Origin of the sequence: Lentzea sp. NPDC051213 (assembly GCF_044455585.1) — a bacterium.
Lineage (GTDB): Bacteria > Actinomycetota > Actinomycetes > Mycobacteriales > Pseudonocardiaceae > Lentzea.
The window spans coordinates 136536-150306 of sequence record NZ_JBITEX010000004.1 but is presented as its reverse complement, the minus strand read 5'-3'; the positions used below and the strand labels follow the sequence as shown (position 1 = coordinate 150306).

Here is a 13771-nt window from a genome sequence, read left to right as displayed (position 1 = left end):
TCGGAGCAACCTGGACCGGCAACCCCCGCGAACTGGAGGCAGACCCGATGTCCTGGAATTCCACGGTGATCACCGTCGTTGGTCAGGTGGCGAGCGAGATCTCGTACAGGTACGGCGAGGACGGCAAGACCAACGCGTACTTCCGCGTGATGTCGACCGAGCGCCGGTACAACACGGCGATCGGTGACTGGGAGGACGGCGAGTCGGTGGCGCTCGGCGTCTCGTGCTGGCGCAAGCTCGCCGACAGCGTGAAGACCACGTTGTCCAAGGGTGATCCCGTGATCGTCCAGGGCAAGCTCAGGCAGCGGTATTACGAGAAGGACGATGTGAAACGATCGGCGTTCAACCTGGACGCCCAGCACATCGGCCTCGATCTGAGCCGCGTGCAGTCACTCGGCTCCGCTCCGGTCGTTGAACCGCGCGTCGGCGAGGATCTCGAGGAAGAACCGATCCCGTTCTGATCTTGCGCCGTTCGGGGCAAACCCGCACGGGACTTCAGGAACCCGCCCGCTCCGGCAGTGCCGCCGGAGAAGATGTACGCACCGCGAACCACGAAGGAGGGAAGCTCGTAGATCGGGGCCGATGAGGACCGATCGCCGAGAGTCGTTCACGTTCGAACGGAACGAGCTGGTCACCGAGTCGCGTGACGCTCGATCCGGGGGTGAACGGCTGCTTGTCGGCGACCGAGGTCAGGGGCCTCTGAGCACCGCTCTACGATCGCCGCCATGGCCGAGTTCATCTACACCATGAAAAAGGTGCGCAAGGCGCACGGTGACAAGGTCATCCTCGATGACGTCACGATCATGTTCTACCCCGGCGCGAAGATCGGTGTGGTCGGTCCCAACGGCGCCGGCAAGTCGAGCGTGCTCAAGATCATGGCGGGGCTGGACACTCCCAACAACGGCGAGGCCTACCTGTCCCCCGGTTACACCGTGGGCATCCTGCAGCAGGAGCCGCCGCTCAACGAGGAGAAGACCGTCCTCGGCAACGTCCAGGAGGGCCTGGGCGAGATCAAGGTGAAGCTGGACCGCTTCAACGAGATCGCCGAGCTGATGGCGACCGACTACTCCGACGAGCTGATGGAGGAGATGGGCAAGCTCCAGGAGGACCTGGACCACGCGAACGCGTGGGACATCGACTCCCAGCTCGAGCAGGCGATGGACGCGTTGCGCTGCCCGCCGGCGGACGCCGAGGTCACCAAGCTCTCCGGTGGTGAGCGCCGCCGGGTCGCGTTGTGCAAGCTGCTGCTGAGCAAGCCCGACCTGCTGCTGCTCGACGAGCCCACCAACCACCTGGACGCGGAGAGCGTCCTGTGGCTGGAGCAGCACCTCGCGCAGTACACCGGCGCAGTGCTCGCCGTGACCCACGACAGGTACTTCCTGGACAACCTCGCCGAGTGGATCCTCGAGATCGACCGCGGCAGGACCCACCCGTACGAGGGCAACTACTCGACCTACCTGGAGAAGAAGGCCGAGCGTCTGGCCGTCCAGGGCAAGAAGGACCAGAAGCTGCAGAAGCGGCTCAAGGACGAGCTCGAGTGGGTGCGCTCCGGCGCCAAGGCCCGCCAGGCCAAGTCGAAGGCCCGCCTCGACCGCTACGAGGAGATGGCCGCCGAGGCGGAGAAGACCCGCAAGCTCGACTTCGAGGAGATCCAGATCCCGCCGGGCCCGCGTCTGGGCAGCGTCGTGGTCGAGGCCGACAAGCTGAAGAAGGGCTTCGGCGACCGGGTCCTGATCGACGGGCTGTCGTTCACGTTGCCGCGCAACGGCATCGTGGGTGTCATCGGTCCGAACGGCGTCGGCAAGACCACGCTGTTCAAGACCATCGTCGGTCTCGAGGAGCCGGACGCCGGCGCGGTCAAGGTCGGCGAGACGGTCCTGCTGTCGTACGTCGACCAGAACCGCGGCGGCATCGACCCGAAGAAGAACGTGTGGGAGGTCGTGTCCGGCGGACTCGACTACATCCACGTCGGCAACGTCGAGATGCCCTCGCGTGCGTACGTCAGCGCGTTCGGCTTCAAGGGGCCGGACCAGCAGAAGCCCGCGGGCGTGCTGTCCGGTGGTGAGCGCAACCGCCTGAACCTCGCGCTCACGCTCAAGCTCGGCGGCAACCTGATCCTGCTCGACGAGCCGACGAACGACCTGGACGTCGAGACCCTGGGCTCGCTGGAGAACGCTCTCGAGCAGTTCCCCGGCTGCGCCGTGGTGATCTCGCACGACCGGTGGTTCCTCGACCGCGTCGCCACGCACATCCTCGCGTGGGAGGGCACGGACGAAGACCCGTCGAAGTGGTACTGGTTCGAGGGCAACTTCGAGGGCTACGAGAAGAACAAGCTCGAGCGCCTGGGTGCCGAGGCCGCGAGGCCGCACCGTGTCACGTACCGCAAGCTGACACGGGACTGAGAGGGCAACGGCGACGTCGTGGCGGCGAGGGGCGAGACGCAGGCGAACGTCGAGGTGAGCACGCTGGTCGTGCCCGCCTGGCGGTTGCGTTGGCGGGCACCGGAACTCGCTCTGGTGCTGGGTGAGCGCGCACTTGCGCTCGCCTCCGCCCGTCACGACGAACCCGACCGCCTCCGGGCGGAGGCGCTGGTGGTCTTCGCTGGCAACCGCGTCGGCCGCAGCGTCCGCATCGCCGACCGGGCGATCGACGCGCTGAAGGCGGCCGAGGCCGCCGGTGAGCACGAGACCGGGTGGCTGCTGCGGGTGGAACTCGCGGCGTGCGCGCGGTCAGTCGGCGCACCGCTGACGGGGTTCGCGGCGGTGACGCCCGTGCTGGAGGCACCGGACGTTCCCGCGGAGCTGCGGGCGTCGGCGTTGGTGCAGGCCAGCGAATGCCTCGTCACGGTCGGCCGTGGCGACGAACCCACGAAGGCCCTCGCCGAGGCGGACCAGCTCTACGTCGCCGACACGTCGCTCGACGAGGACACGAGGCTGTTGCTGCGCGGGCTGATCCGCGCGGTGCAGGCCGCCCAGCACCGGCGGTGGGGCGACATCGCCGCCGCCATCGGTGCCGCGCGCGAAGGCCTCGACCTGCTCGCCAGGTGCGTCGACCCGGCAGCGGACAGCGGGCAGGGCATCGGCCGGCTCACGCTGGAGCTGGTGCTCGCGTTGATGGACGCGAACCGCCTGCTCGACGCGAGCGAGGTCGGCGCTCCGATGCTCGACCGCCCGGTGCGCGCACCGTCGGCGTCCACGTCGGGCTGGCTGCGCCTGGCCCTGGCGACGCGGGTGCACCTGCCCGCCGGCCGGGTCGCACTCGCCCGCGACATGCTGCGCGACGCCGCGGCCAGCGCCGAACGCCACCAGCTCGACACCCTGCTGGCCGAGAGCCTGCTGGCGCTCGCCCACGTGCACGAGGTGTCCAGCGAACTGGCCGACGCCCTGACCAACCTGCGCGCCGCCCACGCCGCCGAACGCCGCCGCGCCCGCGCCGTCTACGCGGTGCGCGCGAGGCTCGCCGCGGAGTTCTCCGGCGTGCACCGCCAGCCGGCCGACCTCCACCAGCAGCTGGCGGACCTGCTCCGCCCGGTCGAGGGCATGCCGAGACCCAGCGACGGCATCCTGCCCGCGGCCCTGAAGCAGCAGCTGCGCCAGTGGCGCCCGGTCCAGGTGCGCAAGGGCGACGGCCTGAAGGTCAAGCGAGTGCGCCGAGCTGCCGAAGACATGACAGTGGAGGGATTGTCCGCGGCACGTCAGCACGCCGCAGATCGGTGGCGCATGGTCCAGCCCTTCGGCGACCCGGACGACAAGACCCCAGAAGCGCTCGAACCGCCACCTCCAGCCCCACCCACCGACCGAACGGTCCCGGCCTCGGGCCTGATCGCCTCCGCCGGAGCCATGGTGAGCGGCCGCCGCCGAGCCGCCCGCGTGGCGGCAGGTGAGATCGACGACGACCAGGCCAGCACGGTCGCCGAGACCCCGGCACCCGCCGCTCCAGAGCCCCAGGGCCCCCAGCTGACGCCAGAGCAGGAACGCAAGCGCAAGGTCGAGCAGCAGCTGATGGAGCTGCAACGCGAGGCCCGCCGCCAGATCGAGGCGGAACGCCAGGCCCGCGCCGAACAGCGGGCCAAGGCCGAACGCGAGGCCCAGGCAGCAGCCGAAGAAGCCGCCCGCCAGGAAGCCGCCCGCCAAGAGGCGGCCCGCCAGGAAGCCGCGCGGCAAGAAGCGGCCCGTCAGGAAGCGGCCCGTCAGGAAGCTGCGCGGCAAGAGGCAGCGCGCCAGGAAGCCGCACGTCAGGAAGCGGCCCGCCAGGAGGCCGCGCGCCAGGAATTCGCCAGGCAGGAGGCGGCTCGCCAAGCCGCGGAACGCGAGGAGTCCGCCCGCCACGAGGCGGCGCGGGAAGCCGCAAACCGCGCGGAAGCCGCCGGCCGAGAAGAGGCGTCGAGCACCCAGTCCGAGAGCGTGCTCGACATGCTCAAGGCCCAGGGCCTGCGCACCGGAGGCCGCCGCCGGGCCAGGGACGCCGAAGCCGAGCCCGAAACGCCGTCGTGGCGCGTCGAACCCCCGGTCCGCCTCCGCCAGGACGACTCCGCGGTGGACCCGTCCCCGCCACCGAGCTACTTCCCCGACTCGTCGAACGCGGACAGCGCCGCGGACTCGTCGCAGAGCTACTTCGCTGACCCGACGACCTCGGCGACCACGCCGGACTCGTCCTCGTCGCAGAGCTACTTCGCTGATCCGACGACCTCGGCGACCGCGCCGGACTCGTCCTCGTCGCCGAATTACTTCGCCGAGTCCGCAGCCGCCGACTCCACCCGCACGGAGTCCTCGTCCCAGGACTACTTCGGGGGCGCCCACTCCGCCACCCCGGACCAGCCGAACTACTTCGCGGACCCGAGCACGCCCGTCTCACCGGACATGCCGGACCGCCCCACCCGCTCGGGCCTGGCCGCGGCGTTCTCCCGCCCGCCCGCAGCCCCGGACTTCGGCCCGCACCTGGACGAACCGGCCTACCCGCTGCACACCCCGGCCGAGGGTTTTCCGGCATCGCCCGCCGACCTCGACGAGCGCAAACTGCCCGACCTGGACTTCAGCTCGCTGAACCTCGGCTCCCCGAAGTCCCAGCGGTGGGCAGGCGCATCGGTCCCGTCCCCGGACCCGGCGGAGCAGCCCGACCCGGCCCAAGAGCCCACGCCGCTGCCGCCGCTCCCGGACCCGGTCCCATCGGTGCCGACCCCGGACGACATCCCGCAACCGCCGGAGCCGGACCTGCTGTCGAGCACGTTCCTGAGCTCTGCGGACGTCGACGACTCGTCCGACCTGCCGACCATCCCGGTGCGGGTGCAGGTCGCCCCGGAGCCGCAGGAGCCGGACACCGAGTCCGACCCCGGCGCCTACGACTTCTTCGCCTCGCCGCCCGCCCAGCCGGACGCGGCCGCTCCGCACGACGCTGAGCAGTCCGCCGGGACCGAGCCCGCCACGCCGTCGAGCACGGACGAGCAGCCCGAGTCCGGAGCACGGGCAGGCCGCCCGAGCAGCCGGCGCAAGCCGAGCGACCTGAGCCTCGCCGACCTCCTGGCGGAAGCGCTCGTCGCCTACGAGACCGGCCGTCGCGAAGACGAGGAACAGGTCGACGCCGCCGACCTGACCACCCCGGAGTGGTCGGCCGCCGAGCCCGCGCAGTCCGAGCAGCAGTCCCACGCCGCGGCCCAGCCCGGGCAGTCCTACCCCGCCAGCCAGTCCGAGCAGCCCTACGCCGCGGGCCAGCCTGGGCCGTCCTACCTCGCGCAACAGTCCGAGCAGCAGCCCAACGCCGCGGACCATCCTGGGCAGTCCTACTTCACGCAGCAGCCTGAGCAGCCCTACTTCGCAGAGCAGCCCTACCTCGCGCGACAGCCCGAGCAGCCCTTCCTCGCGGACCAGCCCGACCAGTCCTACCTCCCGCACCAGCCCACCGGCTCCGAGGAAGCCACCGGCTCGGACGCCTTCTTCCAGCCAGGGCACTCCTTCGGCGAGCCGAAGCACGCCGAGGAACCAGCCGCCCCGGAGCCGTTCCTCCCGGAGCAGCCGGCCCGGCCAGGCACCGCCCCCGAGAGCCCCTTCAACCAGGACCCGCTCCCACAAGCGGCGGAGTCCGCAGCGGAGAAGACCGGCCCGATCGTCCCCGTAGGCGCCCAGGACAGCGAGACCACGGGCCCCATCCGCCCCATCCCAGGCACCGGCCCAAGCAACGGCCCAGGCAACGGCCCGGCCAGCTGGACCCTGCCGGGCACCTGATTTCCCGGTTCTGCGGTCAGCGTCACACCGCCGGCCCCATGATCGTTCGTGTGCATCGAGGACCGGCACCGGGAGCCGGGTGTGACCCAGCCGACCCGCTCGCCGGAATCCGCGTCCACGATGCGGAATGCCTTGCCGCCACTGATGATGTGACTCGATTCAGCCCACGATTCAGTGGTCCGACAGTGCCCCTCCCGTTGCCGGTGACGGCCGCCACCCCATCTAGGGTGGGGTCGGACCCGGCACACAGAGGTGCCGGATAGCGTGGAGTCGCCTGAAGATGACCTCGACTGGAGCCCCGACCCGAACCGACGACGTCTCCGCGGCGAGTACCGCGGACGACGGAAGTCGACCGGCCAGTCCTGAGCAGGTCCGTGACGAGTTGATCGAACGGGCCGCCGCCAATGCCCCCGAGCTCGCTGATCTGATCCGCCTGTTCTACCGGCACGTGCCCGCCGAGGAAGTCAACGACGACGACCCGGTGGACCTGGTCGGAGCGGTGCGATCGAACTACCAGCTCGCCGAGAGCCGCGTCCCCGGACGTGCTGCGGTGCGCATCCTGAACCCGACACGTGCCCATGACGGCTGGCAATGTCCCGTCACGGTCGTGCAGGTCGTGACGGACGACATGCCGTACCTCGTGGACTCGGTCGCGTCCGAGCTCACCCGTGGTGGCGTGCAGGTGCAACGCGTTGTGCACCCGATCGTCGTCGTGCGGCGTGACCCGGTCACCGGTGAGCGCACCGAGGTGCTGCCGACGGCTGATCCGGCCGATCCGCCCGCCGACGCGCTCGCCGAGTCGTGGATGAACATCGAGGTCGACCTCATCACCGACGCCGATCGGGCTCGTGAGCTCGAGACGCGGCTGCTGACGGTGCTGACCGACGTCCGCGAGGTCGTCGAGGACACCGACCGCATGGTGACCACGGCGTTGCAGCTCGCCGACGAGCTGGCGAAGGACACCTCCGAGGCCACCACGGACGGCGCGAAGCTGCTCCAGTGGCTCGCGGCCGGGCACTTCACCTTCATGGGCTACCGGCAGTACGAGCTGGTCCACGAGGACGGCGAACCCGCGCTGCGGGCCGTGCTCGCGAGTGGTCTCGGCGTGCTGCGCCAGGACAGCCTCGCGGCGCGCAGCCTCACGGCGGGGCCGGACAACGGTGCGCAGGCGCTCAGCCCCGACCTGCTGGTGCTCACGCAGGCGAGCGCGCAGAGCAGCGTGCACCGCAGCGTGTACCCGTACTACGTCGGCGTGAAGACGTTCGACGCCGAGGGCAACGTCTCCGGTGAGCACCGGTTCCTGGGCATCTTCGGCACGACGGCGCTGCACGAGAACGTGCTCGACATCCCGGTCATCGGGCGCCGCGTGCGCGACGTGATCCACCGCGCCGGCTTCCCGCTGCAGTCCTACTCGGGCCAGCGGATGCTCGAGGTGATCCAGAACTACCCGCGCACCGAGCTGTTCTCGGTGGACGGCGACACGCTGTACCAGACCACGACGGGCGTCATCGCGCTCGCGGAACGGCGCCGGCTGCGGCTGTTCCTGCGCCGCGACCCGTTCGGCCGCTTCTTCTCGTGCCTGGTCTACCTGCCGCGCGACCGCTACACGACGACGAGCCGTCTCGCGATGCAGGAGGTGCTGCTCGCCGAGCTCGGTGGCCTGAACCTCGAGTACAGCGCGCGCATCGGTGAGTCCGCTCTCGCGCGCGTGCACTTCATGGTGCACACGGACCCGGCGCGCACGGTCGAGCCGGACACCCCCGCGATCCAGAACAAGCTCGCGGAGGCCGTGCGCAGCTGGGACGACCGCATGGTCGAGGCCGTCGTCGGCGACGACGGCGAACTCGGTGCCGAGTCGGCGACCGAGCAGGGTCAGCGGTTCGCCACGGTGTTCCCGGAGGCCTACAAGGAGGACTTCGCGGCCGCCACGGGCCTCGCGGACTACCGGCGCATCGAGGCGCTCGCCGAGGGCGACCTCGACATGGTGTTCTACGTGCCGGAGGACGCCGAACCGGGGGAGCGGCGCTTCAAGCTGTTCGTCACCGGCGAGGGCATCACGCTGTCCGACGTGCTGCCGATGCTGCAGCGCATGGGCGTGATCGTCGTCGACGAGCGGCCGTACGAGATCTCCCGCGAAGACGGCGTGCAGTGCTGGATCTACGACTTCGGCCTGCGCATCGACCCGGCCGCGCTCGCCCAGCTGTCGGAGTCCGACCTCGAGAACGTGCGCGAGCGGTTCCAGAACGCCTTCGCCGCCGTCTGGCGCGGTGAAGCTGAGATCGACCGCTTCAACTCGCTGGTGTTGCAGGCCGGGCTCACCTGGCAGCAGGCCGCGATGCTGCGCGCGTACGCGAAGTACCTGCGTCAGGCAGGCACGCCGTACTCGCAGGACTACATCGAGGACGCGGTGCTCGGCCACACGAGCGTGGCGATCGCGCTGGTCGCGTTGTTCGAAGCCAGGTTCAACCCGGCGCTCGACGACACGACCCGTGCCGCGCACACCGGCACGATGGTCACCGAGACCGGCAAGCTGATCGACGACGTGACGAGCCTCGACGCGGACCGCATCCTGCGCAGCCTGCTCACGCTGATCAACGCCACGCTGCGGACGAACTACTTCTTCCGCGACGCGGACGGCAACGCCCGGCCGTACCTGTCGGTCAAGCTCGACCCGCAGGCGATCCCGGACCTGCCCGCGCCGCGGCCGAAGTTCGAGATCTTCGTGTACTCGCCGCGCGTCGAGGGCGTGCACCTGCGCTTCGGCAGCGTCGCGCGCGGTGGTCTGCGCTGGTCCGACCGCCGCGAGGACTTCCGCACGGAGGTGCTCGGCCTGGTCAAGGCGCAGGCCGTGAAGAACGCGGTGATCGTGCCAGTCGGCGCCAAGGGCGGCTTCGTGGTCAAGAAGCCGATCGCTCCCACGGGCGACCCCGGCATCGACCGCGAGAACTTCATGTCCGAGGGCATCGCCTGCTACAAGATGTTCATCTCGGGCCTGCTCGACCTCACCGACAACCTGATCAACAACGAGGTCGTGCCCGCGCCGCAGGTCGTGCGCTACGACGGCGACGACACGTACCTGGTCGTGGCCGCGGACAAGGGCACCGCGACGTTCTCCGACATCGCGAACGGCGTGAGCCAGAGTTACGGCTTCTGGCTGGGCGACGCGTTCGCCTCCGGTGGCTCGATCGGCTACGACCACAAGGCCATGGGCATCACGGCCAAGGGCGCGTGGGAGAGCGTGAAGCGCTCGTTCCGCGAGCTCGGCGTGGACACCCAGACCGAGGAGTTCACCGTCGTCGGCATCGGCGACATGTCCGGTGACGTGTTCGGCAACGGCATGATGCTCTCCGAGCACATCCGGCTCGTGGCCGCGTTCGACCACCGGCACATCTTCATCGACCCGGACCCGGTCGCGGCGAGCTCGTTCGCCGAGCGGGTGCGGCTGTTCAACGTGCCGCGTTCGTCGTGGGACGACTACGACCGCTCGCTGATCAGCGAGGGCGGCGGCATCTTCCCGCTCACGGCGAAGTCGATCCCGCTGAGCGAGCAGGCCCGCGTCGCGCTGGGGCTGCCGGAGGGCGTGGAGAAGCTGTCCCCGCCGGAGCTCAAGAAGGCGATCCTGCTCGCGCCGGTCGACCTGTTGTGGAACGGCGGCATCGGCACGTACGTGAAGGCGTCGACCGAGTCGCACGCCGACGTCGGCGACAAGGCGAACGACGCGATCCGCGTCAACGGCGCCGACCTGCGGGTCAAGGTCGTCGGCGAGGGCGGCAACCTGGGCCTGACCCAGCGCGGCCGCATCGAGCTCGCGCGCATCGGCGGCAAGGTCAACACCGACGCGCTCGACAACTCCGCCGGCGTCGACTGCTCCGACCACGAGGTCAACATCAAGATCCTGCTGGACCACCTGGTCCGGGAGGGTTCGCTGGAGCAGTTGCAGCGCAACGAGGTCCTCGGCGAGATGACCGACGAGGTCGGCGAGCTCGTGCTGGCCGACAACTACTCGCAGAACAACGTCCTCGGCGTCAGCCGCGCCCACGCCGCCCCGATGCTGTCGGTGCACGCGCGCCTGACGGCGGACCTCGAGGCGCGCGGTGCGCTCAACCGCAAGCTGGAGGCGCTGCCGAGCGCGGCGGAGTTCAAGGCGCTGGAGAAGAACGGCGACGGCCTCACCTCGCCGGAGCTCGCCACGCTGCTCGCGTTCACCAAGCTCACGCTCAAGGAAGAGCTGCTCGCGAGCGACATCCCGACCATCGACACGTTCACCCGCAAGCTCCCGGACTACTTCCCGAGCCTGCTCCGGGAACGCTTCGGCGGCGACATCCCGAACCACCCGCTGGCCAGGGAGATCATCACCACGGTCGTGGTGAACGAGGTCGTCGACGGTGGCGGTATCTCCTACCCGTTCCGCCTGGCCGAGGAGATGAGCGCGTCGGCGACGGATGCTGTGCGCGCGTACGCGGTTGTGACCCAGGTCTACGACCTGCCGTCGATCTGGCGGGAGATCCAGGCGCTGGACAACGTGGTCGCGACGGACGTCCAGGACAACATGGTCCTGGAGACCCGCCGGCTGCTGGACCGCGCGTCCCGCTGGCTGCTCTCCAACCGCCCCCAGCCGCTCCCGGTCGGCTCCACGATCAACCGCTTCCGCGGCGTGGTCGCCGAGCTCAGCCCGTTCGCGCTGGAGTTGTTGCAGGGCAAGGAAAAGGCCGTGGTCGTCGGCAAGGCGGACAGGTTCGTCGAACAGGGCGTCCCGGCTGAGCTGGCCCGCAAGATCGCGGCACTGCTCTACATGTACGGCCTGCTCGACATCACCGAGATCGCCGAGCTCGCCGAACGCGAGATCGGCCCCACCAGCGGCGTGGGTCCGGAGCGGTCGCACGGTGAAACGGCCGAGCTGTACTTCGCGCTCTCCGACCACCTCGACATCGACCACATGCTGGACTCGGTGACGAGCCTGGAACGAGGCAACCGCTGGCACGCCCTGGCGCGTCTGGCGCTGCGCGACGACTTCTACTCGTCGGTCCGCGCCATCACCCTCGACGTGCTGAGGGCGAGCGATCCCGGCGACAGCGCCGCCGAGAAGATCTCCAAGTGGGAGCAGGCCAACGCCTCGCGCCTGGCCCGTTCGCGCGGCGCGCTGGACGAGATCAACCGGGTCCACCAACTGGACCTGGCCACCCTCTCCGTCGCTGCCAGGCAGGTCCGGAGCATGGTCAGGTAGAGCTCACCCACGGACCGGGGCGCAGCGGATACCACCGCTGCGCCCCGGTTCCGTGCCGGGGCTGCTCGTAACACCGGTGTAGCGGTGGGTAGGGTCCCTGCATGGGTGTCTTCGTCACTGGTGTGCGGCCGCGATGGTCGGACATGGATGCGTTCGGCCACGTCAACCACGCGAACACGGTGACGTTGCTGGAAGAGGCCCGGATCGAGCTGCTGTTCACCGAGGCCGGCCGCCACGGGGTGAAGGAGATGGCCGAGGGCATGGTCGTGGCCAAACTGGCCGTGGACTACCTCGCGCCGATCGTGTTCACCGGCGAGGACATCGTGGTGGAGATGTCGGTGCGGGAGTTGAAGTCCGCGTCGTTCACGCTGGACTACGCGGTGCGCGGCAGTCGCGAGCCGGACAGCCCGGTGGTCACCAGGGCGGAGACGCTGATGGTGCCCTACAACGTGACGACCGCGCGCCCGCGCCGGCTGACCGAGGCCGAGCGCGATTTTCTCGCCGGGTGGCGAGCAGGGGGTAATGGTGCCTGAGCTGGTGTTGGCCGACGCGGCCGAGCGGGACGACCTCGGGGCGTTCGCCGCGCGTGCGGTGCGGCTGGAGGCGCAGTCGGTGGTGCGCCTGCGCAACCGCAACGACGAGCTGCTCGACGCGTGGGTGGCGACGCCGTTCGACACGCTCGCCACGCGAACCGTTGCGGGACAGGCGAATCCGGCCGACGTCACGGTGTCCGGCGCGGACCTGCTGACGGGACTCGCGGTCATGCGTGACGAGCGCATCGATCCCGGCCCCGCCAAGGACCTGATGTGGCGCTCGGCGCTGCCGCCCGCGGACGGCTGGCTGTTGGTGGACCGGCTGCCCGTCGAGGTCGTCGCGAAGCTCGCGGACGAGGGTGTCGCGGTGGCGCGGGAGAACACCGGGCCGCAGGGAACGCCGCCGGCCTCGTTGCTGGACCAGACGGTGCTCACGGTCAGCGGATCGGGGCTGGACCTGAAGATTCCGCTGCGCTGCCTGTTCGCGTTGTCCGGCATGGGCTTCCTCGGCGAGGACGGCGAGGTCCGGGTCACCGGCACCGATTCGTGGATGCGGATCGACGCCCGCTACGGCGCGGTGGTGCGGCGCCGGCACTCGATGCTGCCGCTGCTCGTCTGACGGACTGAAGGCGGCTGCGGATCGTGGCACGATGTCGCGCGTGTCCGCCGAAACGCACGAAGCCCACGAGGAGACCGAGTACCGCGTCTCGACGCTGGAGCTCTTCTTCGACCTGGTCTTCGTCTTCACGATCACGCAGCTGACCGGCACGCTCGCCGACGACACGTCGCCGCTCGGGTTCGCGCAGGTCGTGATCATGCTGTGCGTGATCCTGTGGATGTACTTCGGGTATGTCTGGCTCACCAACGCCGTGCCGCCGGACACCACCGTGCGCCGGTTGCTGCTCATGGCCGGCATGGGCGGGTTCCTGGTGATCGCGCTCGCGATTCCGAACGCCTTCGGTGCCGCCGGAGCCGCGTTCGGGGTCGGGTACCTGATCGTGAACCTGGTGCACTCGGGCCTGTTCATCTCGGCAGGCGGACCTGGTTCGGCCGCGGCGATGGCCCGGCTGGCGCCGTTCAACCTCGGGTCGGCGGGACTCGTCATGGTCGGCGGGTTCCTGCCCAGCACCTGGCGGGCGATCGCCTGGATCGCGGCGGTGGTGCTCATGATCGTGTCGCCGTACGTCAACCGCAGGCACGGAGAGTTCCGGATCAGGCCGACGCACTTCGTGGAACGGCACGGGCTCGTGGTCATCATCGCGATCGGCGAGTCGATCATCGCGATCGGCATCGGCGCGGCCGGGCTGCCGCTCAGCCTGTCGGTCGTCGTCGCGGCGTTGCTGGGCCTCGTGCTCGCCTACCAGCTCTGGTGGTGTCACTTCGGCCGGGACCAGGACGTCCGCGCCGAGCACAGCCTCGCGCGGATGACGCAGGCCGAACGGGCGAGGGCCGCGCTGTCGGCGTTCGGCTGGGCGCACGCGCCGATCCTGCTCGGCATCGTCGTCGTGTGCGTCGGTCTCAAGAAGACCATCGGGCACGCCACTGAGCACCTCTACCTCAGCGGTGCGCTCGCGCTCGGTGGTGGAGCGGCGCTCTTCCTGCTCGGACAGGCGCTCTTCCGGCACCGGATGGGCATCGGAACCAGCACCTGGCGCCTCGTCGCGGCGGCGACAGCGCTCGCGACCGTGCCGATCGGGATGTGGCTCGCCATCGCCCAGGTCGCCGCACTCGTGATCGTGTTCGGCGTGCTGCTGGGCGTGGAGGACAAGCTGCGGGCGTAGAGCACGCCCGCAGCA

The 13771-nt window shown here is 70.0% G+C and carries 7 protein-coding genes; all 7 read left to right on the top strand.

The genetic code is table 11. The annotated features are described in order from the left end of the window. Positions 1 to 47 precede the first annotated feature (47 nt). Positions 48 to 461, top strand: a complete 414-nt coding sequence (locus tag ACIA8G_RS18875) for a single-stranded DNA-binding protein (protein ID WP_396419828.1) — start codon at positions 48 to 50, stop codon at positions 459 to 461. A 264-nt stretch (positions 462 to 725) separates the two neighbouring features. After that, positions 726 to 2402 carry an energy-dependent translational throttle protein EttA gene (ettA, locus tag ACIA8G_RS18870; RefSeq protein WP_396419827.1) on the top strand — a complete coding sequence of 559 codons (1677 nt, stop codon included), beginning with the start codon at positions 726 to 728 and terminating at the stop codon, positions 2400 to 2402. 18 nt (positions 2403 to 2420) lie between these two features. Further along, positions 2421 to 6218, top strand: coding sequence for a hypothetical protein (locus ACIA8G_RS18865; protein ID WP_396419826.1), 3798 nt, complete (start codon positions 2421 to 2423; stop codon positions 6216 to 6218). A 280-nt stretch (positions 6219 to 6498) separates the two neighbouring features. Then, positions 6499 to 11442: an NAD-glutamate dehydrogenase gene (locus tag ACIA8G_RS18860; protein ID WP_396419825.1), complete on the top strand. Its 4944-nt coding sequence runs from the start codon at positions 6499 to 6501 to the stop codon at positions 11440 to 11442. A 101-nt stretch (positions 11443 to 11543) separates the two neighbouring features. After that, a complete protein-coding gene (locus ACIA8G_RS18855; protein WP_396419824.1) occupies positions 11544 to 11975 on the top strand; it encodes an acyl-CoA thioesterase in 432 nt (143 codons plus the stop codon). After that, positions 11968 to 12594, top strand: a complete 627-nt coding sequence (locus ACIA8G_RS18850) for a hypothetical protein (RefSeq protein WP_396420539.1) — start codon at positions 11968 to 11970, stop codon at positions 12592 to 12594. The genes ACIA8G_RS18855 and ACIA8G_RS18850 overlap by 8 nt, the downstream gene beginning before the upstream one ends. Before the next feature lie 40 nt (positions 12595 to 12634). Next, positions 12635 to 13756 carry a low temperature requirement protein A gene (locus tag ACIA8G_RS18845; protein WP_396419823.1) on the top strand — a complete coding sequence of 374 codons (1122 nt, stop codon included), beginning with the start codon at positions 12635 to 12637 and terminating at the stop codon, positions 13754 to 13756. The last annotated feature ends 15 nt before the right edge of the window (positions 13757 to 13771 follow it).